The sequence below is a fragment of the Bradyrhizobium iriomotense genome (assembly GCF_018130765.1).
In the GTDB taxonomy this organism is placed as follows: Bacteria; Pseudomonadota; Alphaproteobacteria; order Rhizobiales; family Xanthobacteraceae; genus Bradyrhizobium; species Bradyrhizobium iriomotense_A.
In genome coordinates this window covers 655,014-678,586 of sequence record NZ_JAFCJZ010000001.1, presented here as the reverse complement: position 1 = coordinate 678,586, position 23,573 = coordinate 655,014, and the positions used below count along the sequence as shown (strand labels likewise).

Sequence of the window (23,573 nt, the reverse complement as noted above, 5' to 3'; positions counted from 1 at the left end):
CGGCAAGGCCGCAACCACGCAATCCCATGCTGCTTTTGTGACGGGTGTATAGCGGCGGGGGCCTCCGACGTCACCTCCGGCTACCCCTCTCCACGGCGGAATCTTGCCGGTGTGGCATTTTTCTCTGCCGGCGCGCTGGATTCGCCCCGGCGGGAGCCCCTAGCGGCGATCTCGGCCACCAATGTGGTCAGGCTGTTGACCGCGTTCAGGGACAATCCGGCGTCACCGCCGGCATCGCCCCGGGCCGATTCGGGCAGCACGGCGCGCTGAAAGCCGAGCTTTGCCGCTTCTTTCAACCGGGCCGGGGTCTGCGCCACCGGGCGGACCACGCCCGATAGCGAGATTTCGCCGAAATAGACGGCATCGGTGGGTAACTGCGCATTAACCAGCGAGGAAACCAGGGCCGCGGCGGCCGCGAGGTCGGCCGCCGGCTCGTGGATGCGCAGGCCGCCGGCGACGTTCAGATAGACGTCGTGGCCGGACAGCTTGACCCCGCAATGGGCCTCCAGCACCGCCAGCACCATCGAGAGCCGGCTCGGATCCCAGCCGACCACGGCGCGGCGCGGGGTACCGAGCGAGGTCGGGGCGACCAGTGCCTGCAATTCGACCAGAACGGGCCGCGTGCCCTCGATGCCCGCAAAGACTGCGGTGCCGGGCGTGCCGAGATCACGCTCGGAGAGGAACAGCTCGGAGGGGTTGGTGACCTCGCGCAGGCCAAGGCCCGTCATCTCGAACACGCCGATCTCGTCGGTCGGGCCGAATCGGTTCTTGACGGCGCGCAGGATGCGGAATTGCTGCGAGCCTTCGCCCTCGAACGAGAGCACCGCGTCGACCATGTGCTCGACCACGCGGGGGCCGGCGATCTGGCCGTCCTTGGTGACATGGCCGACCAGGATGATGGCAGCGCCGGTTTTCTTGGCAAAGCGGATCAGCGCCTGCGCCGAGGCGCGCACCTGGGTCACCGTGCCGGGCGCGGATTCCACCGTGTCGGTCCACATGGTCTGGATCGAGTCGATCACGATCAGCCGCGGCACCGCGCCTTCCGACAGCGTCGAGACGATGTCCTCGACCGAGGTCTCGGCGGCGAGCTGCACCGGCGCATCCGACAGCCCGAGCCGCTCGGCGCGCAGCCGCACCTGCGCCACCGCCTCTTCGCCGGAGATGTAGACGATGCGGTGGCCCGCACGCGCCATCATGCTGGTTGCCTGCGTCAGCAATGTCGATTTGCCGATGCCGGGATCGCCGCCGACGAGCAGCACGGAACCGCGGACAAAACCGCCGCCGGTGACGCGGTCGAGCTCGGTCATCCCTGAGGACAGGCGCGGCGCATCCGGGCTCTTGCCGGCAAGGCTCTCCAGCGCGAACGTCCGGCCCTTGCGCTTGGAGCGGATCGAGACCGGCACGCTGCCGCTGGTGTCTTCTTCGGCGAGTGTATTCCACTCGCCGCAGGACTCGCACTTGCCCTGCCAGCGGTTATAGGCCGCGCCGCAGTTCTGGCAGACGAAGGAAAGCGTGTTCTTGGCCATTGGGGGATGTTGAGTCGGAGGTGTCGGGGTCTGCTGATAGCACGAAAATGGTGGGCCCTGAGGCCGATCACCCCGCGCCGCATAGCGCAATTCAACACGACCGGTACACCGTTTGTTAGCTCTAGGGAGCCGCGCCGCACCGGACTTTGCCAAATGTTAGCGGACCCGGGCCCAGTTTCGGAACCGATACGGGATGGCGCCATCAATGACGATATTTTTGCGGATATTGCTCGCCGTGGGCATGGCCTGCGGCGTGCTGGCGTCGGCCGGCGGTATCCACGCGGCTGCCGCCAAATCTCTCAACATCGTCTTCGTGAGCCCCGGCAAGACCGGCGAGGTCTATTGGGACATGGTCGCGCAGACCATGCGGGCCGCCGGCCGCAAGCTTGATGCGCATGTCGAGGTGCTGACCAGCGAGCGCAATTACCGCACCATGCAGGAGCTCGGGCTCGGCGTGGTCGCGCGGGCCGACAAGCCCGACTTCCTCATTCTCTCGAACGAGGAATCAGCCGCCGTTCCGATCCTGGAGGCGGCCGAGGCCGCCGGGGTCAACACGCTGCTGCTGTCGAACACGCTGATCGGCGAGGACGCGAAGCGCCTCGGGCCGCCGCGCCAGACGCTCAAGACCTGGCTCGGCGATATCACGACCGATCTCCAGACGGCGGGCGCGCGGATGGCGAATGCGCTGATCGCCACGGCGCGTGCCGAGAAATGGCAGAGCCCGGACGGCAAGATCCACATTCTCGGCATCGGCGGCGACGAGATCACGCCGGCCTCGATCGCGCGCAACGCCGGTCTCAAGCTTGCCGCGGACGCCGCGCCCGACGTGGTGGTGGACCGGATGCTGTTTGCCAACTGGACGCAGTCCGAGGCCGAGCAGGTCACGGCGAATTATCTGGGCTGGGCCGCGCGCAAGGAGATCCGGCCTGCAGGGATCTGGGCCGGGAACGATCCGATGGCGCTCGGCGCGCTCCGCGCCATCAGCGCGGCCGGCCTCGTGCCCGGTCGGAATATCGAGGTGGTCGGCCTCAACTGGTCGGAGGAGGCGCTGCGCGAGATCAAGGCCGGCCGTCTGCTCTTGACCGATGGCGGGCACTTCCTGCTCGGCGGCTGGTCGATCGTCCTGCTCCGCGACTACGCCGATGGCTGCGATTTCGCCGACGCCTCGCCGCGGGTCGAGGTCAAGACATCCGCCATCACGCGCGCCAATCTCGGCTCGGTCGGCGATCTCATCAAGACGCGCGCTTTCGACCGGATTGATTTCACGCGGTTCAGGGCGAAGGCGGGACATTGCGGCCAGTATGACTTTTCCCTCGATGCGCTGGTCTCGTCCCTGGCACTTCCGGACGGCGTCGGCGACTGATGCGCGAGGATGAGGCGATGACCGGTCCGGATCGCAACGCGCAAGCTGCGCCGCGGCGCTTGCGCTCGGTCGTCCGCGCGATGATCTGGGCCACCGTGCCGGTCCTGCTGCTGGTGCAATTATTCGCCTCTGCCGGCGTCGAGGCCACCAGCTTCTGGTCGCAGATCCGCCAGCTCGACGCCCGCATTGCCCGCACCGCCGAGAGCCGCGCCGAGCTGATCGCCGAGCCGCTCTGGAAGATGCGTTACGACCAGGTCACTGGCGTGCTCAACGAGATCCTGCACGATGAGACCATCGCCGCCGCCGCCGTCTACGACGATACCGGCGTTGCGATTGCCCGGGTAGTGGCGCGCCCCTCGGATCAGGTCGCGGAAATCTCGCGCCCGATCAACTACCGCAACGGCAACATCGCTGTGCAGGCCGGACGCATCGCCATCGCCTATTCATATACGACCGTGTATGCCGACACCGGCGGCCGGCTGATGCTGCTTCTCGTCGTCGGCCTGCTCGCAACGCTCGCCACTGTGGTGGCGATGCGCATCTCGGCCAACATCTTCATCGGCAAGCCGCTCGCCGCGATCATGTCGGCGATCCAGCGCAGCAAGCAGGATGGCCGCGCCTATCCGGCCGATATCAGGTCGTCGAACGAATTCGGCCAGCTCGCGCAGGCCTTCAACGCCATGCAGCACACGACCTCGGGCGCGCTCGACCGGCTCGGGCACATGGCGTCGCACGACCCGCTCACGGGCTTGCCCAACCGGCGCTCGCTGACCGAGCGCCTGGTGACCTTGAGCGGCGATGCAGGCTCGCCGGACACGCTGATCGCCTTCTGCTTCATCGACCTCGACGACTTCAAAGGCATCAACGACACTTTCGGCCATGACGCCGGCGACAGGTTCCTGGTTCACATTTCCGAACGTCTTCGCGAGTCGGTCGAGCCGCAGGACTGGGTCGCGCGGCTCGGCGGCGACGAGTTCGTGGTGATCCGTCCCGAGGTCAGCAACGAAGCGACGGCGCAGGGCTTCGCGCGCCAGCTGCTGGATGCGATTTCCGAGCCGGTCCGGCTGCACGACAAGCAGGTCGTGCCGCGCGCCAGCATCGGCCTTGCCGTCCGCCGCGCCGGCGACCCTGAATTGTCGCATCTGCCGGCGCTCGCCGACATCGCGCTCTACCATGCCAAGAGCAAGGCGCCCGGCACCGTCGCGGTGCTGGACGAAGCGCTGCAGCGCGACTATCGCCGTCGCAGGGATCTCGAGCTTGCCATTCCCGCAGGCTTTGCCGAGGGACAATTCGAGGTCTGGTATCAAGGCCAGGTCGACCTCGACAGCGCGGCCGTCGTCGGCCTCGAGGCGCTGATTCGCTGGCGCCATCCCGACCATGGCGTGATCGGTCCCGGCGAATTCCTGCCGCTGATCGAGCGCAGCGGCAACAATGCGCGCCTGACGCGCTACGTGCTGACCGATGCATGCCGCGCGCTGCAACGCCTGGCCGCCGCCGGCAGGCCGGATATCAGGATCGCGATCAATCTGCCGCCGTCCGAGCTCGCCGACCATTCGCTTGCCGCCGAGCTGCGCGCGACCTGTGCGCGCTTCGATGTCGCAGCATCGATGCTCGAGCTCGAGATCACCGAGGGTTCGCTGATCAACAACATCGCCAGCGCCTCCGAGACGTTACATCGCCTGCGGCGGCTTGGCGCCACGATCGCGCTCGACGATTTCGGCACGGGCTACTCTTCGCTCGCGCATCTCAGGCGTTTTCCGCTCGACAAGGTCAAGATCGACAAGGCGTTCATCAGCGAGATTCCCGACAGCGCGGAAGACAAGGCGATCGTCGGCGTCATTGCCTCGCTCGCGGGCACGCTGGGACTGACCCTGGTTGCCGAAGGCATCGAGCGGGCCGAGCAGGCCGAGGCCATGCGCGAGATCGGCGTGACGCTCGGGCAGGGCTATCTCTTCCACCGGCCGCAGCCGCTCGCGGCGGTGCTGCAAGGGCTCGAGGGGCGGTCTGTCGAGAGCCGCGTCCGCAGCCCGTCGATCGCGCCCGAATTCGCCGCCTGAGCGCGGCGCGACTTGCGGAGGTTTGAAGCTGTGTTTTTGCGATCCATAAGAGGAAGGCCACAGCCCCTCAGGGAAGAGCAGGTTTCCGTCATCCTGAAGCGCAGGGTGCCTATCTCCGTGGAGCAGCCCGCGCTCTCATGGCTGGGCGGACTGCCGATGATGCCGCGATCGGTGAAATGGCCGTGCGACAGTGCAGGTTCGCCGCTACATTTTCTCGCGCAGATACATTGCGACGATCTGCCGGCCGACCTCTGGAACGGTCTCGGCCCGCGCAAGGGCTGGCTGCTGCTGTTTGCCAACGTTCTAAAGCTGGAAGATGAGGCGAAAGGCAAGACGGTGCAGGTCTTGCACATCGACGCATTGGGCCCCGAAACCGAGCCACCGGCGCAAACACCGACTGTGCGTCATGTCATGCGAGACTACATCGACTGGTCGTCGCCCCGAATTCGGCCCGGCGTGCCCAAGCTCTGGCGCAAATGGCCGCTTGAACTGGTCGCCCAGAGGTATCGGCTGAGCGAAACCGACTGGCGTGGCGACGGATCACCCCTGGTGTCCGGCGCCAACCTCTATGGCGCCCCCGAGAGCGACCAAAGCCTGCACGCGTCCGGCAGCCTCGATCTCGACCGGCCGCTGACCTGGCGCGGCGCCTACTACGTCGTGGAAGGGCTGTTGCGAGACCTCGATCCCGACGACTATGCTCAACGGTTCAGAGGCCTCGGAGCTCTGAACGGCCCGCCGGAACCCGATCAAAACTGGTTCAACGCCGAATTCGATCGTCGTGCTGGACTTCGCAAGGAATTTGCCGATCGCGAAATCGGATACGGGCCCCGGATCGAAGCAGCCCGCGCCGCGCTCAACGCGGAAATCAAAGCCGAGCGCCGGACGGGCTGGATGCCGCGATGCTTCATCGCGCTCGACGCCGAGGCCGTCCGGTTCAAGGGCTTCCTGGCGGACTATGAGCAAAAGCTGGTCGAAGCAGGTGCGACCGAGGGCGGCGATCACCTGAGCGGCTTGGAAGGGAATCTCCGATACTACAAGGAGCAGCTTCAGCAGCTTGAAGAGAACCGTCGATATCTCACCGAGCTTTTCGAACCCTATTCCGGCGGCGATGGTGAAGAAGCCTTGAACGTCGAGATCGAGCTGTCGGCCAATGCACATCTTGCGTGGGTGGAGCAGCAAGGCAAGGCGCTCAAGCATTGGCGCGATCGAATTCTCGCGCAAGACTTGGAGGCCGTGTTACCGGGCTCGGAATGGGCTGAACTCACCGCGGCGCTGATGGAAAGCCGCAGTGCATATTGGCTCAAGACCTATGACACGAGGGTGCTCGAAAAAGTAGAGCGCAGCCTGAATTTCAAGCCTCATCTCGAAATGGCCATCCGAGAGGACATGCTGGACCTCTATGTGCGAGGGGATAAGGCGCTCTCACAGCTGCCCGCGCACATCGTCGATGATCTGCAACAGCGGTTGCGGCATGTCGAGTTGGGCCGCCCCCACCGAATGGGCGGACATCCAAATCCGGTTCAACATGAAAACCAGGCTGATGACTCTCCGCTCTTGTTCCAGCTCGCATCCGATCAGGCATTGGGATGGGGGTGGGGCGATCTTGGAGCGCTCTATGTCACGATCGAAGAGCGTGACCTCGCCCGCCATCGCTTTGACAAGATCCATGCCTGGATCGAAGGCGGCTAGGAGCCTGGCTCACCGTGATGAGCGGCCTTGATTGTCCGCGCCAGGCGATGCAGCCGCATCCCCTGTCATCTACGACTGCGCCGCGTTCCAGAGCATTGAGAGCCCGGCCGCGATCATGATCGCATCCATCAGCAGACGGAACACGTCCGGCTTCAGGTGGAGCACGAAGCGTTTTGCGATGAAGGCACCTGACATCAGCGAGGCCCCCGCGATCAGGCCCTTGACGAACACATCGCCGGTCAGCGCGCCGAAACGTTCGAAGGTCACGGACTTCGCGAAATAGAGACCGAGCGATGAGGCCGCTTCGGTAGCGAGGAAGGCGCCCTTGGACAGGCCATAGAACAGGAACAGCGGCACGCTGAGCGGGCCGGTCGAGACCACGATGCCAGTGAGATAGCCGATGATCGCGCCGCCGATGGCGAGATGCCAGAGATTGGCCTTGAGGTCGTGCCGCGCCAGCCAGTGCCGTACCGGCACCATCACGATCAGGAAGGTGCCGATGGCGAGATCCACGGCGTGCGAGGGCAGCGCCAGCAGCGTCCGCGCGCCGAGCGCGGCGGCCGGAATGCCCGTCACCGAATAGGCCGCGCAGGCCCGCCAGTCGACCTCGCGCCACCAGGCCAGGATCCGAGAGAAATTCGCCATCACGGAAGCGACCGCCATGATCGGCACGGCCTCCTTCGGCCCGTAGGCATAGACCAGCACCGGCATCAGCATGATCGACGAGCCGGTGCCGACGATGCCTGAGATGGTGCCGGCGATGAGGCCGACGGTGAGGACGAAGAGAAAGGCCAAGGCGGTCTCCACGAATCGGGAGAGTTTAGCCGCAGGCAGGGACGCGAGCGATGCGTTCTAGGCGAGGGAACCCAATGCGCTGCGCATCGGCATGCCGGTCTGGGCGCCGGCCTTGAGGCACTTCAATGCGGCTGCTTCGCAGCTCACGGCGAGCGCGCGTTGCAGTGGCACGCCTTCGCTGAGCATCGCCAAAAACGCGCCAACAAAAGTGTCGCCGGCCCCGGTGGTGTCCACCGGCGTGATGCGCAGGGTGGGGGCGTGCATACGGGTTCCGTCCGCTGTGACAGCCAGGGCGCCTTGCGCGCCGGCGGTGACGATGCAGGTGAGGTCGCCGGCCTTCGCGAGTTCCGTGCTTGCTGCTTCGTGATCGGATACAGCGAGGCCGATGGCGGCTGCGGCGTCGATCGCCTCGTGCTCGTTGACGAGGAGATGGTCGGTGACGGCGAGAAGCTCCGTCACCATCTCGCGGGTCATCTTCTCCGGGACCGGCGCGAGATTCCAGATCACGGTGCCGGAGGCCGAATTCGTTCGCCGTGCCGCTTGCAGCGCCTCTGCGAACGGCACCTCCATCTGCAGCACCAGCACCGTGTCGGGCCTGAAAAGCTCGGCCGGCACGTCACCGGCGCTCGCGGCCATGTTGGCGCCGCTGGCCACCGTGATCGCGTTCTCGCCGGCCTGATCGACCGTGATGAAGGCGCAGCCGGTTGGCTCGGCGCCCCTGACGACGAAAGCCGTATCGACGCCGTTCGTCCGCAGGTTCTCGATCGCGCTGTCGCCAAACCCGTCCCGGCCGACGCGACCTGCCATCCTGACCCGTCCTGCTCCAGCGATCCGCGCCGCGGCGACGGCCTGGTTGGCGCCCTTGCCGCCGAAATGTGTCTGGTAGGACGGGGCAAGCACGGTCCGGCCGGGGCCCGGAATGACCGGGACCTGTGCGACCAGATCGATGTTGAGCGACCCGAACACCAGGATCATGGCGGGGATGTCAGCCTTGCTCGTCCATGACGCGCAGCTTTTCGACGCGGCGGCGGAAATCCTCGTCGGTGGAGAATTCGGCGGAGAGGTAGGACGAGACGAGGTCGACCGCGAGCCAGGCGCCGACGATCTGCGCGCCGATACACATGACATTCACATCATCATGCTCGACGCTCTGATGGGCAGAGTGCACGTCGTGGCAGACCGCGGCGCGGATGCCCTTCATCTTGTTGGCGGCGATTGAGGCGCCGACGCCGGTGCCGCACACCATGATGCCGCGTGCGGCTTCGCCCGATGTCACCTTCTGCGCCACCGCCCGCGCGATGTCGGGGAAATCCACCGGCTTGTCGTCATAGGAGCCGACGTCGAGGACGTCGTGGCCGAGCTTGCGGATGTGGTCGATGACAGTTTGCTTGAGCGGCCAGCCGGCGTGGTCGGATCCGATGACGAGACGCATGTGATGTCCTTCTTGATTTGGCATTGGCCGTGACAGCCGCAAAACGGCTGTCACGGGTCTTTCTGGTTTCAGCTACGCATGTCCGTCGGCAGATCGACGCCGTGGAATTTCTTGTAGATCGCGTTCAACTTGCCGTTCTTGACGTTCTCGGTGATCCAGGCGTTGAGCTTGTCCATCAGGCGCTGCTCGCCCTTCTTCAGCCCGATGGCGAGGTCGAAGGTCGCCAGCGGAATCCGGGACTCGAACACGCGTGAAGGATTCTTGACGCCGATCTGGTTGATGATCGTCGCGGACGAGCCGACGCAATCGACCTGGCCGGACACGGCCGCCGTCACCATGGTGGCGTCGTCGTCATAGCGCGCGATCTTGAGGTCCTTGTCCTTCATGTTGGACAGGGTGGTGTCCTGCGTGGTGCCGCGCGAGACGCCGATCGACTTGTCCTTTACGTCGGGCCAGTCCTTGACCGTCGACGACTTCAGGCAGCCGACATCGGATTGCAGTGTCGCATAGCGCTTGGTGAAGTCGATGACCTTGGCGCGCTCGGGCGTCACCGACAGGGTCGAGATGATGATGTCGGCCTTGCCGGTCAGGACGTTCGGAATGCGCGTTGCGCCGGTGGTCTGGATGAACTCGAGCTCCAGCCCCCAGTCCTTGGCGAGCAGCTGCGCGACCTCGACGTCCGAGCCGGTCGGCTTCATGCTCGAGTCCATCATGCCCGAGGGCGGAATGGCGAGGTCGGTCGAGATGCGGATCTTCTTGGCCTGGGTGATTTCGTCGAGCAGATCGGCCGACGCCGGCGTTGCCGCCATCATGATGAGGCCGCACAACGCGGCGGCGGTGCCCAGCAATGTCTTGTTGGTCATTCTTGGTTCTCTCCCTGTTATGATTTTAGGTTTCCCGTCCCCACGAATTGCGTGAGTTCGGGCGTGGTCGGCGACGTCAGGATCGAGGCGGGTCCGGTCTCGTGGACCTTGCCGCGATGCATGAAGACGATCCGGTCGGCGATGCCTTTGGCAAAGCCCATCTCGTGGGTCACCATCACCATGGTCATGCCGTCCGCCGCCAATTGCTCGATCACCTTCAACACCTCGGCGGTGAGCTCGGGATCGAGGGCGGAGGTGACCTCGTCGAACAGCATGACCTTCGGCTGCATCGCCAGCGAGCGGGCGATCGCGGCACGCTGCTGCTGGCCGCCCGAGAGCTGCTCGGGATAGGCGTGCAGCTTCTCCTCGAGCCCGACCTGCGCCAGCACTTTTCGCGCGAGATCCCTGGCCTGCGCCGTCGCAATGCCCTTCACCGCGCAAGGTGCGAGCGTGATGTTCTGCTCGATCGTGAGATGGGGAAACAGATTGTAGCTCTGGAACACGATGCCGACGTCCTGGCGCAACGCGCGCAGATCGACGTCGGGACGGTCGACGCGATGGCCGCAGACGACGATCTCGCCGCCGTCGACCTTCTCGAAGCGGTCGATGCAGCGCAGCGCCGTGCTCTTGCCGGAGCCGGAGCGGCCGATCAGCGCCAGCACTTCGCCGCGCTGGACGGCAAAGGAGACGCCATCGAGCACCCGGAGCGGGCCAAAACTCTTCTGCACGTCGCGGAGCGACACGATGGGTTCGGAGGAGGGGGCGTTCTGATGCATGTCAGGCCGGTGCGAGGTTGGACCTGCCGCGCCCCATCCGCCGCTCCAGCCTCTGGCTGAACAGCGACAGCGGATAGCACATGGCGAAATAGGTGACGGCGATGATGGCGTAGATGGCGAACGGCTCGAACAGCGAGTTGTTGACGATTTGGCCCGAGCGCATCAGCTCGACGAAACCGACCACCGAGGCGAGCGAGGTGTTCTTGATGATCTGCACCATGAAGCCGACGGTCGGCGGCGTCGCGATGCGGATCGCCTGCGGCAGGATCACCTTGCTCATGCGCTGGGTCCGGCTTAGCGCGAGACCTTCGGCGGCCTCCCATTGCGGCTTCGGCACGGACTGGATGCAGCCGCGCCAGATCTCGCCGAGATAGGCGGCGACGTAGAGCGTCAGCGAGGCGCTGGCGGCCGTGAGCGGCGAGACCTTGAGGCCGATCGCGGCGAGGCCGAAATAGCCGAGGAACAGGATGACGAGCAGCGGCGTGCCCTGGACGAGCTGGACATAGGTTGCGCTGGCGAGCCGCACCGATTTGAGCGGCGAAATGCGCGCGAGCGCGATGACGAAGCCGACGATGCCGCCGCCGATCAGCGCGATCACCGACAGGCCAATGGTCCACAGCGCGCCCTGGCCGAGGAACATCAGATGATTGATGTTGAGATGTCCGCCCATGCTCATCTCACAGCGGCGTGCCGAGCCGGCGCCGGCGCGGAAACAGCACGAGGCCGAGGCCCCAGAAGCCCGCGCGCATCACCAGCGACAGGATGACGTAGAGCACGGCGACGATGATGTAGGTCTCGAACGCGCGGTAGGTGTCCGACTGGATGTAGTTGGCGACCGCCGTGAGCTCCTCGGCCGAGATCTGCGAGCAGACCGAGGAGGCCAGCATCAAGAGCACGAACTGGCTGGTCAGTGCCGGATACACCTTCTCGACTGCCGGCAGCAGGATGATGTGCCAGTAGATCTGCAGGCGCGACAGCGCCAGCCCTTCGGCTGCCTCGATCTGTCCACGCGGGATCGCCTCGAAGCCGGCGCGCATGATCTCGGCGGTGTAGGCCCCGACATTGATAGTCAGCGCGGCCACGGCCACCGCGAACGCGGAGAATTTCAGCCCCAGGCTGGCGAGGCCGAAATAGACCAGGAAGATCTGCACCAGGAGCGGTGTGTTGCGGATGGTCTCGACATAGGCTTTGCTGGCGCCTGCGATCAGCGCGTTGTGCGTGCCGCGCCCGACCGCCGCGAGCGTGCCGAGCAGGGCGCCCAGCACCGTCGCGAACGCGGCCAGCTCCAGCGTGAGGACGGCGCCGGCGAGAAAGCTCGGCCAACGTTCCAGCACTGCGGGAAAGTCGAGTTGCAGGCTCATCGTATCAGGTTCAGCCGGTGGTCTGGTTGGTCATGCGGTCATAGACGCGGAACAGCGCCTGGTTGCCGTTGCTGCCTTCGCCATGGGCGCGCGCATCGACATATTGGCTGGTGACCAGCGCGGTGCCGGGCAGGGGCACGCTCAGCGCCTGCGCATGCTCCTGCACGAGGCGAAGGTCCTTGAGTTGCAGATCGATCCGGAAGCCGGCGGAGACGTCGCCCGCAATCATTGCGGGGCCGAGCTTGTCGAGCATCCAGGAGGCGGCGGATCCGCCGAGCAGCACCCGGCGCAGCAAATTGAGATCGATGCCCGAGGCGCGTCCCAATGCCAGCGCCTCGCAGATCGCCTGGATGTTGATGCCGCAGATGAGCTGGTTGCAGAGTTTGACCGTCTGTCCGGCGCCGGACGCGCCGACATGGGTGATGGTGGTGCCCATCGCGCGGAAGAACGGCTCGGCCTGGGCGAAGCCGTCGGCATCGCCGCCGGCCATGATCGAGAGCGCGGCGTTCTTGGCGCCGACGGGCCCGCCCGAGACCGGCGCGTCGATGAAGCCGACGCCGACCTTCTGCAGGTCGGCATGGATGCGGCGGACCGCGACCGGCGAGATCGTGCTCATGTCGACGATGAGCTTGCCTGATGGAGGAGACTTCAGAAGACCGTGCTCGCCGTAAATGGTCGCCTCGACGTGCGGCGTGTCGGGCAGCATGGTGATGACGATGTCCGCGCCTTCGGCGGCATCGGCAGGGCTTCTGGCGCGCGTCGCACCTTCCTTGACGCTATCGGCCAAGGCGGCCTCATTGAGATCGAAGACGCGCACAGCATGCCCGGCCTTGAGCAGGTTGCGAACCATCTCGCGGCCCATCGTGCCGATGCCGATGAAGCCGACATTGCCCTTGTCGTTCCGTCCCATGTTATCGATCCGTTTCTTGGTTAGTTTCTCGGTTCGTCCGCGATCAGCCTGAAGCGCTGGTCTTGTCGATGTCGCCGACGACGGCGCGCCGCCGGTACTCGTCGCCGATGGCAAAATGCTTGCGCAGCGTCGCGTCCGCGCGCTCGGGATCGCGCGCGATGACGGCTTCGAAGATGCGGCGGTGGTCGTCGATCAGATAGGTCTTCATCGACGGGAAGGCTTGCACCAGCTCGCGGCGGCTGCGATGCGAGTGCGTCAGCAGGCCCGCCATCGAAGAGTGCAGCACCGTCAGCGTCTCCGAATGCGATGCGACGACGATGGCGCGATGGAATTCGAAGTCGGCCATGCCGCCGGCATCGGCCTCGTCGATGGTCTCCCCGATCTTGGCGAGGGCGCGCTGCAGGCGTTCGAAATCGGCGATGTTGGCGCGCTCGCAGGCGAGCCGGATCGCCTGGCATTCGATCGCGACGCGCGCCTGCATGACGTCGTCGAGCATGTCGGCCTGCTGGGCCAGCGCGAAGGTGAAGAAGTCGTTCAGCACGGAGACATCAGGCCGGGTCACCACGGTTCCGATGCGGTCGCGGATCTCGACGATGCCGAGCACGGTGAGGGCGCGCAGCGCCTCGCGCACAATCGGCCGGCTTACGCCGAGCAGGGTGGCCAGTTCGCGCTCGGAGATCAGGCGGTCGCCGGGCTTGAGCGAGCCTGCAAGCAGGCGCTCGCGCAGGAAGGCGAACACCTTCTCGAACCCTTTTTCGCCCTCAGTGGTCCGCTTGAGCTCCATCCCGATCCTATTTGGTCTGATCTTGGTCAGACCAGTATGCTAACCAAGCGGTTAAGGTCAAGAGGGGAGGAGTCGCCTGGCCGGGAAGCGGAGCGAAGAGGCTTCAATAGCGCCTGCTAAGGCATTGAATCGATTAGGGCCGGCTACTGTGCATGGGGTTGTTTTTCGTGTTTTTGTTTGGTCCGCTTCGGAAGCCACGCCGAACTGCGGGGACGAGCCTTGCTGCTGACAGCATGTTGGCAGCAGCGGCCGGCTACGACCATCTCCTGACAAACGGGGAGAGCGGGTCATGCCGATCGAGGCAAGCTGTCATTGCGGTGAGACGGTGTACGAGGTGACGGAGGCGCCCTCGAGCGTCACACGCTGCACCTGTTCGCTCTGCGCCAAGCGCGGCGCGTTGTGGGCCTATTACACGCCGGCGCAGTTTCGCCTGCTGTCACCGGCGGACAACGTCGCGACCTATCTCTGGGGCAGCCGCACGGTCAAACATCATTTCTGCGCCAATTGCGGCTGCGGCACTTATTCGGAATCGCCGGACTGGTCCAGCGGCAAGCCCGATTTTGACAACCCCAAGGTCGCGGTGAACGCGCGCCTGTTCGACGACTTTGATCTCGATGCGGTGCCGGTGAACATGATCGACGGCAGGAATCTGTGGTGAGCGATGCGGACGCGTGCCGCTCTGCTCCGCGCCCGTCCTCTTGAGGCCGTTTTGAAAAGCTGGTTTGTTTCCGCCTCTAGAAAAACGGGAGGAAACCCATGATGCGTCTTTTTGCGCGAGTGGTGCTCGCGATGTGTCTGGCCGTTGCAGCCGGCTTCAATGCATTGGCGCAGACCAAGCCGAAGGTCACGTCGCTCGGGCCCGACTTCCCCAAGGCCGCGCTGTTCGTCGGCAACAGCTTCTTCTACTACAACAACGGCATGCCCGGGCATCTCACCTTCATGGAGCGGGCAGCCGATGCCGCCAACAAGGCGGCCTATCGCAACACCATGGTGACGATCGGCGGCTCCGGCCTCGACTGGCACGACATGGACAATCTGCTGCGGCCGGCCGGCATCGGCGCCTATTCCTTCGACGAGCAGAACGTCGTCATCTTCAACAAGCCTGGCAGGCAGTACGATGCAGTTGTGATGATGGATTGCAGCCAATGCCCGATCCACCCGCAATTGAAGGACGCGTTCACGACCTTTGCGAAGAAGGACAGCGAGATCGTCCGTGCCCATGATATGCGGCCGGTGCTGTTCATGTCCTGGGCCTATGCCGACAAGCCGGAGATGACGGAAGCGTTGGCCGAGGCCTATACGCTCGCCGGCAATGCCAATGACGCGCTCGTCATTCCCGCCGGTCTCGCCTTTGCGCGCGTGCGCAAGCTTGCGCCCGAGCTCAATCTCTATGCTCCGGACAAGCGGCATCCGAGTCCGGCAGGCACGTATCTGGCCGCCTGCGTGACATTCGGCGCGCTGAGCGGCCGCTCGCCGGTCGGCAATTCCTACAACATGGGCCTCGATGCGGAGACGACGCAGCTGCTGCAGAAGGCCGCGTGGGACACGGTGCAGGACTATTACGGGCGCTGATCCACGCATGCTTTCGTAGGGTGGGCAAAGGCGCACTTGCGCCGTGCCCACGATCTGTCCCCGTAAGCGAGATTGGTGGGCACGCTTCGCTTTGCCCACCCTACGGCACCTCGCTTATTTCAACACCACCCACGCTGGCGCGTGATCGCTCGCGCCATCTTCGCCGCGGATCTTCTTGTCGACACCGGCTTTCGCGAGGCGCGAAGCCAGGGCAGGGCTGAGCAGGAGATGATCAAGCCGCAGGCCCGCATCGCGCGGCCAGCGGTTCCGCTTGTAATCCCAGAACGTGTAGATGCGTTTCTCTGGATGCAACTCGCGGATCGCATCGCACCAGCCTTGTTCGACCAGCGAGGCAAACGCCGCGCGGCTCTTGGGCTGGATCAGCGCATCCTTGTCCCATGAACGCGTCGGATAGATGTCGATCTCACGAGGCGCGACGTTGTAGTCGCCGGCGAGCACCACGGGCAGGTCCTGCTTGATGAAGCTTTTGGCGTGGCGCCTGAGGCGCGCGAACCAGTCGAGCTTGTAGTCGAATTTCGGGCCCGGCTGCGGATTGCCGTTGGGCAGGTAGATGCTGGTGACGATGATGCCGCGCACCGCGGCTTCGATGTAACGGGCTTCGAGATCATCAGGCTTTCCTGGCAGGCGATCGCGGGTGAGCACCGGCTCGGCGTTGCGGGCGAGGATGGCGACGCCGTTCCATGTTCTTTGTCCACACCACACCGCGCCGTAGCCGGCCTTTTCGATGGCTGCCGCCGGAAATTCGCCATCACTTGCCTTCAACTCCTGAAGCGCGACGACATCGGGCTTTGCCGCGCGCAGCCATGCCAACAGATTGGGCAGGCGGCGGTTGACGTTGTTGATGTTGAATGTCGCGATCTTCATGTAGAGCTACCGGCTCCTGCCTTCCGCCTTCCGGAGAAACAATGTCCAAGTTGAGCTTTGCCGCTATTGCATTCGTCGTCGCGTTCTCCGGGGCCACTTCGGCACAGTCAGCCGAAACGCGCGGCGCGTGCAAGGCGGACTACGACAAATTCTGCGCCGGCATCGCGCCGGGCGGCGGCATCGTCGCCTGTCTCAACGCCAAGCGCGATCAGCTCAGCGCGACCTGCAAGGCGGCGCTGGACAGCAGGAAGAAGAAATAGGCGCGGGTGTTTTAGGTCGGCAGCGGCGGCGGGGCCGCCGGCTGCTCGATCGGCGGCGGTGAGGGCGGCTGCGCGGCGTTTTTTGCCGCGGGCTCCGGCTTTGCCAGCGGCTCGACCACGTTGCCGCCCTTGTAGACGCGCGCGTAGCGGTGGCCGAGGCTGGTCAGCACCTCGTAGCCGATGGTGCCGAAATGATGCGCGAGCTCGTCGACGGTGATGCCTTCGCCGAGCAGCGTCACCATGTGGCCGCGCCGCACCGCGTTCGGCGGCAGATCGGTGATGTCGATCGCGATCAGGTCCATGGAGACGCGGCCCGCGACCGGGCAGCGTTTGCCGGCGACGATCACCTCGGCGCCACGGGTGCCGTCGTTGGAGCTGGCGGCGCGGAAATAGCCGTCGGCATAGCCGACCGCGATGATCGCCAGTTTCGTCGGCCGCCGCGCGGTCCAGGTGCCGCCATAGCCGACGCCCTCGCCGCGCTCGACATTACGGATCTGCACGATGCGCGCCTTGAGGTCGACGACCGGCTGCATCGGATTGTCGGCCTCCGGCGTCGGATTGACGCCGTAGAGCGCCGCGCCCGGCCGCACCAGGTCGAACTGGAAGGGCGCGCCCAGGAAGATGCCGGACGAATTGGCGAGCGCTGCCGGCACGCCCGAGAATTCGCTGGCGATGGCGCGGAAGGAAGCGAGCTGCTTGGCATTGACGGGGCTGTTGAGCTGCTCGGCCGAGACCAGATGGCTCATCACCAGCGTGATGCCGTGATCACCGGCATTGATACGGGGGATGATGGCCTGCGCTTCCGACAGCGTCAGCCCGAGCCGGTTCATGCCGGTGTCGATGTGGATCGCGGCGCCGCCGTTCCAGCCGGTGCGGCGGCAGAACACGTCCCATTCGGCGAGCTCGTTGAGATCGCCGATCACGGGCCGGCAGTTGATCTGGGCGTAGTGCTCGCCGGTGTTCTGGAAATAGCCGCCGAGCACGTAGATCGTGGGCTCCGGCACGGCCGCGCGCACCTTGCGGGCTTCCTCGATGGTGGCGACGAAGAAGGTCTTGCAGCCGGCCTTGCTCAGCGCGCGCGCGACCTGCTCGGCGCCGCAGCCATAGGCGTCGGCCTTGATCACCGCGGCGCATTCGGCCGGCACCGCCGTCTTCTCGAGCTTGCGCCAGTTGGCGATGATCGCGTCGAGATCGACGGTGAGCACGCCGCCATAGGCAGCGAGCGCGGCAGCCTGATTGGCCTCCGCGGAGAGAAGGCCGGATTGCGGGTTCATTTTCGGATCGGACGCCATTGTCATGGCGCCGTTTTACGCAAGAGGCCGGCGCTGTTCAACCCGCGGAACTCAGTAGTCGTTGCCGCTGCGAGCCGGCAGCTGACTGTCAGGCGCGAGGTCGCCGAACCGCGTGACCGAGGCTTCGAACGCCAAATCGACGGTGCCGGTCGGGCCATGGCGCTGCTTGCCGATGATGACTTCGGCCTTTCCGTGCGCAAGACTCATGTCGAGCTGCCACTTCTCGTGTTCAGGCGTGCCCGGGCGGGGCTCCTTCATCGCGAGGTAATATTCCTCGCGGTAAACGAACAGCACGACGTCGGCGTCCTGCTCGATCGATCCGGATTCACGCAAGTCGGAGAGCTGCGGCCGTTTGTCGTCGCGCGATTCCACCTGGCGCGAGAGCTGGGACAGCGCGATCACGGGAACGTTGAGCTCCTTCGCCAGCGCCTTCAGGCTGGTCGTGATCTCCGTGATTTCCTGCACGCGGCTGTCGCTGGCGCGCTTGCCCGAGCCCGAGAGCAGCTGGATGTAGTCGATCACAAGCAGGTCGAGGCCCTTCTGTCGCTTCAGTCGGCGCGCGCGCGCCATCAGTTGCGCGATCGACAGACCGCCGGTGGCGTCGACATAGAACGGCAGCGATTGCAGCTCGATCGAGACTTCCCGGATCTTCTCGAAATCGGCTTCCGAGATGCCGCCGCGGCGGATGTGGGAGGAGGGAACGCCGGTGCGCTCGGCCACGATACGCGTGGCGAGCTGGTCGGCCGACATTTCGCAGGAGAAGAAGCCGATTACGCCGCCATTGGCGGCCTTCGTGGTGCCGTCGGCCTGGAGTTCCGGAACGTAGGCCTGGGCGACGTTGTAGGCGATGTTGGTCGCAAGCGATGTCTTGCCCATGCCGGGACGGCCCGCGACGATGATGAGGTCGGAGTGCTGCAGACCGCCCATCTTGGTGTCGAGGTCGCGCATGCCCGTCGAGATGCCCGACAGCTTCCCGTCGCGCTGGAACGCCTTTGCAGCGAGATCGACCGCGACTGCCAGTGCCTGCGAGAATTTCTGGAAGCCGCCATCATAGCGGCCGGACTCGGCGAGTTCGTAGAGCTTGCGCTCGGCGTCCTCGATCTGGGCCCGCGGCTGGAAGTCGACCGGCGCGTCATAGGCGACGTTGACCATGTCCTCGCCGATGCCGATCAGGTCGCGCCGCAATGACAGGTCGTAGATGGTGCGACCGTAGTCCTGGGCGTTGATGATGGTGGTCGCTTCGGCTGCGAGCCGCGCAAGATATTGCCCGATGGTCATGCCGCCGACATCGGTATCGGCGGGCAGGAAGGTTTTCAGCGTGACGGGCGTAGCGATCTTACCCATCCGGATCAGGCTGCCGGCGGTCTCGAAGATGGTCTGGTGCAGCGGCTCGAAGAAATGCTTCGCCTCCAGGAAGTCGGAGACGCGGTAGAAGGCATCGTTGTTGACCAGGATCGCGCCCAGAAGGCTCTGTTCCGCCTCGATATTATGCGGCGCGCTCCGATAGGCCGGAGCTCCGGCTTCGGGCGCGAGTTTGAGGACGTTCGAATCAGTCAGGGCCATGGTCGGACGTGCTTAGCAATTTTCTTGGGCAGATGCGGGGCCGGGATAAAGCGCCGCCTCAGGCCAAAGCGGAAGCGAAAGCTGTCCGCTATCAACCGCTCAGTTAAAATGGTGGATGATTAGCAGCCGCAGCATGCGCCGCGCTTGACGGATTTTGGCGGAACTCGCCGCCTCCCAAGGCGGCCGGGACCGCGCCATGGAAAAATCCCGAAACCGTGAACCTTATGGATTGGCGCGCAGACCTATCTGGAAGCGCGCGAAATGACGCGCGCTGGCCGCCTTCGGCTCGGCTTCAGACCAGCAGGAGGTAGACCAGCGCAACAAGCGCCGCCCCAACGCCCGTGACGATCAGGGCGTAATCGGTGCGGAGGTCGTCCTGCACGTCGAATGAGGTTTGGGTCTCTTTGCTCATGGCGACGGTCTAAGCCGGACCCGACCAGACTTATGTGAAGCAGATCACATCTCCCCGGAATCTTTCGGGGTAGGCCGGAACAGGCAGGCGGGCAGAGGATTGTCCCAACCCGCGACGGGAAGACGAGGCGAGCGATGCGGCCAGAACGGCAGCAGCAGATCTGGCGGAGCGAGGCAGGCAGCCGGCTTTGGCTGTCCGGGCTGATCGCCGCCATGCAGCACGCCGAGCGCCCCGAAGTGCGCCGCCAGCCGGTCGCACCCGAGATCCTGGCAGAACTGCGGGCGCAATTGGCGTTAACGGCCTCTTTCCGCGCGTCCCCGATATCGATGCTGCGTCATTAGAACCTATTCACCTGCGAGCTTCAGCCTTGTCCTGGCGCCGCCTTCGACTGCGCGCAGGCGGGATTCATTGCGTGCGATGTAGTCGCGGGTGATCGGCACCACGCCCTGATGCTTGGTGAGCTGGATCTGGAAGTTCATCATGGCCTGCTTGCGGAACGTCATCTCGCAGGCCGCCAGATAAAATTCCCACATCAGCGCGAAGCGTTCGTCGTAGAGCTGCACGGCCTCCTCGCGCCGGGCCATGAAGCGCTCCCGCCAGGCCTTCAGCGTCTCGGCGTAATGCAGGCGCAGGATCTCGATGTCGCAGACCAGAAGGCCCGCACGCTCGATCGCCGGCAGCACCTCGGACAAAGCGGGGATGTAGCCGCCGGGGAAGATGTATTTGGCGATCCAGGGATTGGTCGAATCCGGTCCCTGCGAACGGCCGATCGAGTGCAGCAGCATGACACCGTCCTCGCTCAGGAGTTCGGCGCAGCGCTCGAAGTAGGCATCGTAGAACCTCGCCCCGACATGTTCGAACATGCCGACCGAGACAATGCGGTCGAACGGCCCGTCGATGTCGCGATAGTCCTGGAGCAGGAATCTGGCCGATCCGGTCAGGCCCTTTTCGGCCGCGCGCGCATTGGCGATCTGCAACTGCTCGGTCGACAGCGTGACGCCGGTGACATCGGCGCCTGCGATCTCGGCGAGATAGAGCCCGAGCCCGCCCCAGCCCGAGCCGATGTCGAGCACGCGCTGGCCGCGCTTGATGAGCAGCTTTGCGGCGATGTGGCGCTTCTTGGCGAGCTGCGCATCGTCGAGCGTCGCGTCCTGCGTCTCGAAATAGGCACAGCTATATTGCTTGTCGGCGTCGAGGAAGAGCGAATAGAGCCGGGCGTCGAGATCATAGTGATGGGCGACATTGGCGCGGGACCGCGAGCGCGGATTGAATTGCTTCAAATGCCGCGTCAGGTAGCGCAGGTGCCACCAGGGCTTTGCCCACTGCGGCAATAGGTCGGGTTGATCGAGCAGGATCGCGAGGGCATCAGCTATGGTGCCGCGTTCGACCACGAACTCGCCGTCCATATAGGCCTCGCCAAGCCCGAGCTCGGGATTGACGAGGATCTTCCGCTCCGCCTCAGGGGTGACGAAGCGCACTGCGACCGGCTCGCCGGAGCCGTCGCCGACAGTGAACTTGGATCCCGCCGCCGTGGTCACCGTCAGCGACCCGCGGCGGATGAATTGAGACAAGAATCGACGCAACAAACGGTCCATCGACACCTTCCTCTCGAGCGAACCCGAAGAGATGCGACTAACCCGGCCTTCACATCTGACGCTCAGGTCCCGCTCGGGTTCCTATGCGTTTGCATCTAAATTTAGGGAGGGCGCTCCCGGCCCGCTATTGCGCTGTATTCAAAGCCGATATTCGAAAAACGCTTAATCACATCCTTGAGCGTGGAGCCTGCTTCCATTCGCGGCTCAATCCGCTAAAAGGTGACCCGCCGCCGCGCCGGATTGCCGGCTGCATGCGGAAAATCAATGGAGATGATGGGAATGTCGAGCCGAGCGCTTAGCCTCGCGACGGTATTGCTTCTGATCGGCTTCGGCGCGACCGATGCCGTCCTTGCGCAGGCGACCAACCTCGAGGCCGGCAAGACCCCGTCCCAGCTCTTCGCGCAGACCTGCAATGCCTGCCACAAGAGCCCGCGCGGGCTGCTGAAGTCCGTGCCGCCGGGCTCGCTGCCGGGCTTCCTGCGCCAGCACTACACCACGAGCCCGGACATGGCGGGCATCCTCGCTTCCTATCTCGTCTCCAACGGTGCCACCGACACCCGCTACCAGGCCAAGGACGGCAAGAAGGACGGCGCGAAGGAGAAGGAAGCCGCCGCGGCTCCAGGCCAGACACCCGAACATCAGGGCCGCCGCCAGCGCTCCCAGGAGGCCGCCAAGCCGGAGGGCGAGGGCGCAGCTCCGCCCGCCGAAGGCCGCCAGAAGCGCGCCGCGCGCCCGAGCGAGGAGGGCGCAAAGCCCGAAGGCCAGCCGGCGCCCGAGGGACGCAAGGGTAAGCGCCGCGCCAAGCCCGGGACCGAAGACGCACCGAAGGTCGATGCCGCCGCACCGGCCACTGACGACAAGAAGGGCGAGCCGAAGGCGGAGTCCAGGCCCGAGACCGCGAAGGTCGACTCCGGCGAAGCCAAGTCCGACAGCGAGCCGTCCGAGAAGCCCGCCGAGGCCAAGCCTGATACCGCCAAGGTCGAGCCGCGCGGCAGCGAAGCCCCGGCACTGCGACCCGATCCGGTGCCGCAGGTGACGCCGGCCCCGCCGGCTGCTGCAGCCAAGCCCGCCGAGCCGACCGCGCCCAAGGCGGCGGAAGAGGCGGCTCCCAAGCCTGCCGCCAGCTCAGAGCCGGCACCTGCGGCCAAGCCGCAGGAAGCGGCGCCGCCCGCAACCGCAGCGGCCCCGGCGGAGTCATCGGGACCGCCCGCTCCGCCGATCTCGCGCTAAGCCAACCAATATTCTTCGATCGATCTGCGGAGGCCGCGTTCATCGCGGCCTCCGCATCGTCTTGACCGTGATTAGAGTGTTACTCTAGAGTAATACTCTAAGAGGCATCCATGACGGCGAGCGTGCGTGACGATCTGTTGGCGGCGGGGCTTGCCGTGTTCGACCGCGTCGGCTTCGAAGCCGCGACGGTGGTGGCGATCCGCACCAAAGCGCGCGCCTCCAATGGAAGCTTCTTTCATGTGTTCGGATCCAAGAAGGAGCTTGCCGGCGCGCTGTTCCTCGAGGTGCTCAGGCACTATCACGCCGCCGTGCTGGCGGCGCTCGATCCGGCCCCGGATGCCGGGCAGGGCATCGACCGCCTGATCCGGGCCCATCTCGATTGGGTCGTCTCGAGCCGGCGCGAGGCGCGCTTTCTCTTCGAGATCTCGCGCAGCGAATGGGGTGAGGACGTTCGCGATGCCCAGCGCGCGCAGAATGCGCGGCTCGCCGAAGGCATCGAGCGCTGGCGCGCGCCGCTGGTTGCAGATGGCGAGCTGCTGCCGATGACGTCGGTGATGTTCGTCAGCCAGCTGATCGGCCCGGCGCAGATCTTTTGCCGTGCCTTTCTGTCGGGGCGTGATCGCGCTGATCCCCGCAGCGAGGCCGACACGCTGATCGCCTGTGCCAACCGCGCGCTACGTCCGCCCGATCGCATCAACAAGCTATAAGGAGAAGCCTCATGCGAGCCGAAGCAGATCCCGACTTCGAGCCGATCGCCGCGCGCATCCACGCCAATGTCGGCCGGCAGGGCTTTATGAACCTGGTCGGCGCCGAGCTGTCGGACTTGTCGCGCGGCACCTGCACCATCGCGGTGGAGCGGCGGCCGGAGCTCTTGCAGCAGCACGGCTTCTTCCACGGCGGCGTCACCGCCTTCCTGGTCGACAACGCCACGACGATCGCGGCGGCCACCTCGCGCGGCCAGCCGGCGCTGACGGCGGAATACAAGCTCAACCTGTTGTCGCCCGCGGTCGGCGAGAAGCTGATCTGCCGTGCCAGGGTGATCAAGCCAGGCCGCCAGGTCTCGGTGGTCGCTGCCGACGTGTTTTGCGTCAGCGACGGCGTGGAGAAACATACGGCAACCGCACTCGCCTCGATCGCGATGCTGAGCGAGGACGTCGCCGCCAAAACGAAAAGCCCGGCCGCGTAAACGGCCGGGCTTTGATTGTGTT

General features: G+C 65.2%; 24 protein-coding genes. 10 read left to right on the top strand and 14 right to left on the bottom strand.

The genetic code is table 11. The features are described from left to right. Window positions 1-80: 80 nt before the first annotated feature. Complete coding sequence (radA, locus tag JQ635_RS03240) at window positions 81-1,526, bottom strand: DNA repair protein RadA (RefSeq protein ID WP_211403075.1); 1,446 nt, start codon at window positions 1,524-1,526, stop codon at window positions 81-83. A gap of 205 nt (window positions 1,527-1,731) precedes the next feature. Between radA and JQ635_RS03235 the strand changes: the two genes are divergently transcribed. From JQ635_RS03235 to JQ635_RS03225, 3 genes are all read left to right on the top strand, one after another. Then, on the top strand, window positions 1,732-2,889 hold the full coding sequence (locus JQ635_RS03235) for an ABC transporter substrate-binding protein (RefSeq protein ID WP_246583244.1): 1,158 nt from the start codon (window positions 1,732-1,734) through the stop codon (window positions 2,887-2,889). A 17-nt stretch (window positions 2,890-2,906) separates the two neighbouring features. Then, complete coding sequence (locus JQ635_RS03230) at window positions 2,907-4,946, top strand: putative bifunctional diguanylate cyclase/phosphodiesterase (RefSeq protein ID WP_246583243.1); 2,040 nt, start codon at window positions 2,907-2,909, stop codon at window positions 4,944-4,946. Between the two features lie 117 nt (window positions 4,947-5,063). Beyond that, window positions 5,064-6,635 carry a DUF1963 domain-containing protein gene (locus JQ635_RS03225; RefSeq protein WP_211408400.1) on the top strand — a complete coding sequence of 524 codons (1,572 nt, stop codon included), beginning with the start codon at window positions 5,064-5,066 and terminating at the stop codon, window positions 6,633-6,635. 69 nt (window positions 6,636-6,704) lie between these two features. On the opposite strand, the gene JQ635_RS03220 is transcribed toward JQ635_RS03225, so the two are convergent. The 9 genes from JQ635_RS03220 to JQ635_RS03180 form a co-directional block, all read right to left on the bottom strand. Then, entirely contained in the window at window positions 6,705-7,430 is a 726-nt protein-coding gene (locus tag JQ635_RS03220) for a sulfite exporter TauE/SafE family protein (RefSeq protein ID WP_211408399.1), read from the bottom strand. A gap of 57 nt (window positions 7,431-7,487) precedes the next feature. Next, a complete protein-coding gene (locus JQ635_RS03215) occupies window positions 7,488-8,405 on the bottom strand; it encodes a ribokinase (RefSeq protein ID WP_211408398.1) in 918 nt (305 codons plus the stop codon). Between the two features lie 10 nt (window positions 8,406-8,415). Next, window positions 8,416-8,862: a ribose 5-phosphate isomerase B gene (gene rpiB, locus JQ635_RS03210; protein ID WP_200494393.1), complete on the bottom strand. Its 447-nt coding sequence runs from the start codon at window positions 8,860-8,862 to the stop codon at window positions 8,416-8,418. A gap of 68 nt (window positions 8,863-8,930) precedes the next feature. After that, a complete protein-coding gene (locus JQ635_RS03205) occupies window positions 8,931-9,725 on the bottom strand; it encodes a transporter substrate-binding domain-containing protein (protein WP_211408397.1) in 795 nt (264 codons plus the stop codon). A 17-nt stretch (window positions 9,726-9,742) separates the two neighbouring features. Next, the gene (locus JQ635_RS03200) at window positions 9,743-10,501 is read right to left on the bottom strand and encodes an amino acid ABC transporter ATP-binding protein (protein ID WP_211408396.1); all 759 of its coding nucleotides are present in this window, start codon (window positions 10,499-10,501) and stop codon (window positions 9,743-9,745) included. Window position 10,502: 1 nt separating this feature from the next. Next, window positions 10,503-11,171, bottom strand: a complete 669-nt coding sequence (locus JQ635_RS03195; protein ID WP_211408395.1) for an amino acid ABC transporter permease — start codon at window positions 11,169-11,171, stop codon at window positions 10,503-10,505. A gap of 7 nt (window positions 11,172-11,178) precedes the next feature. Then, window positions 11,179-11,862: an amino acid ABC transporter permease gene (locus JQ635_RS03190; protein WP_211408394.1), complete on the bottom strand. Its 684-nt coding sequence runs from the start codon at window positions 11,860-11,862 to the stop codon at window positions 11,179-11,181. A 10-nt stretch (window positions 11,863-11,872) separates the two neighbouring features. Then, the gene (locus tag JQ635_RS03185; protein ID WP_211408393.1) at window positions 11,873-12,772 is read right to left on the bottom strand and encodes an NAD(P)-dependent oxidoreductase; all 900 of its coding nucleotides are present in this window, start codon (window positions 12,770-12,772) and stop codon (window positions 11,873-11,875) included. A 43-nt stretch (window positions 12,773-12,815) separates the two neighbouring features. Next, window positions 12,816-13,556, bottom strand: a complete 741-nt coding sequence (locus JQ635_RS03180) for a FadR/GntR family transcriptional regulator (protein WP_018646062.1) — start codon at window positions 13,554-13,556, stop codon at window positions 12,816-12,818. A 289-nt stretch (window positions 13,557-13,845) separates the two neighbouring features. Here JQ635_RS03180 and JQ635_RS03175 point away from each other — a divergent pair, with 289 nt between their 5' ends. Both JQ635_RS03175 and JQ635_RS03170 read left to right on the top strand, forming a co-directional pair. Further along, window positions 13,846-14,214, top strand: a complete 369-nt coding sequence (locus JQ635_RS03175) for a GFA family protein (RefSeq protein WP_211408392.1) — start codon at window positions 13,846-13,848, stop codon at window positions 14,212-14,214. A gap of 98 nt (window positions 14,215-14,312) precedes the next feature. After that, window positions 14,313-15,128 (top strand): DUF4886 domain-containing protein, encoded by an 816-nt coding sequence (locus tag JQ635_RS03170; RefSeq protein ID WP_211408391.1) that lies wholly within the window; start codon window positions 14,313-14,315, stop codon window positions 15,126-15,128. 114 nt (window positions 15,129-15,242) lie between these two features. Here the strand turns inward: JQ635_RS03170 and JQ635_RS03165 are convergent, their stop codons facing one another. Beyond that, window positions 15,243-16,013: an exodeoxyribonuclease III gene (locus JQ635_RS03165; protein ID WP_211408390.1), complete on the bottom strand. Its 771-nt coding sequence runs from the start codon at window positions 16,011-16,013 to the stop codon at window positions 15,243-15,245. 41 nt (window positions 16,014-16,054) lie between these two features. Here JQ635_RS03165 and JQ635_RS03160 point away from each other — a divergent pair, with 41 nt between their 5' ends. Continuing rightward, window positions 16,055-16,273 carry a hypothetical protein gene (locus JQ635_RS03160; RefSeq protein WP_211408389.1) on the top strand — a complete coding sequence of 73 codons (219 nt, stop codon included), beginning with the start codon at window positions 16,055-16,057 and terminating at the stop codon, window positions 16,271-16,273. Between the two features lie 11 nt (window positions 16,274-16,284). Here JQ635_RS03160 and alr read toward each other — a convergent pair whose 3' ends face one another. Together alr and JQ635_RS03150 are read right to left on the bottom strand one after the other, a co-directional pair. Beyond that, complete coding sequence (alr, locus tag JQ635_RS03155; protein WP_433996546.1) at window positions 16,285-17,547, bottom strand: alanine racemase; 1,263 nt, start codon at window positions 17,545-17,547, stop codon at window positions 16,285-16,287. A 69-nt stretch (window positions 17,548-17,616) separates the two neighbouring features. Next, window positions 17,617-19,128: a replicative DNA helicase gene (locus JQ635_RS03150; RefSeq protein ID WP_211408388.1), complete on the bottom strand. Its 1,512-nt coding sequence runs from the start codon at window positions 19,126-19,128 to the stop codon at window positions 17,617-17,619. 546 nt (window positions 19,129-19,674) lie between these two features. Here JQ635_RS03150 and JQ635_RS03145 point away from each other — a divergent pair. Continuing rightward, window positions 19,675-19,881, top strand: coding sequence for a transcriptional regulator (locus tag JQ635_RS03145; protein WP_211408387.1), 207 nt, complete (start codon window positions 19,675-19,677; stop codon window positions 19,879-19,881). Window positions 19,882-19,884: 3 nt separating this feature from the next. On the opposite strand, the gene JQ635_RS03140 is transcribed toward JQ635_RS03145, so the two are convergent. Then, a complete protein-coding gene (locus tag JQ635_RS03140; RefSeq protein ID WP_211408386.1) occupies window positions 19,885-21,135 on the bottom strand; it encodes an SAM-dependent methyltransferase in 1,251 nt (416 codons plus the stop codon). 279 nt (window positions 21,136-21,414) lie between these two features. Here JQ635_RS03140 and JQ635_RS03135 point away from each other — a divergent pair, with 279 nt between their 5' ends. The 3 genes from JQ635_RS03135 to JQ635_RS03125 all read left to right on the top strand — a co-directional run bounded on the left by JQ635_RS03135 (window position 21,415) and on the right by JQ635_RS03125 (window position 23,551). Beyond that, window positions 21,415-22,365, top strand: coding sequence for a hypothetical protein (locus tag JQ635_RS03135; RefSeq protein ID WP_211408385.1), 951 nt, complete (start codon window positions 21,415-21,417; stop codon window positions 22,363-22,365). Window positions 22,366-22,475: 110 nt separating this feature from the next. Next, window positions 22,476-23,072: a TetR/AcrR family transcriptional regulator gene (locus JQ635_RS03130; RefSeq protein WP_211408384.1), complete on the top strand. Its 597-nt coding sequence runs from the start codon at window positions 22,476-22,478 to the stop codon at window positions 23,070-23,072. Between the two features lie 11 nt (window positions 23,073-23,083). Then, entirely contained in the window at window positions 23,084-23,551 is a 468-nt protein-coding gene (locus JQ635_RS03125) for a PaaI family thioesterase (RefSeq protein ID WP_211408383.1), read from the top strand. The last annotated feature ends 22 nt before the right edge of the window (window positions 23,552-23,573 follow it).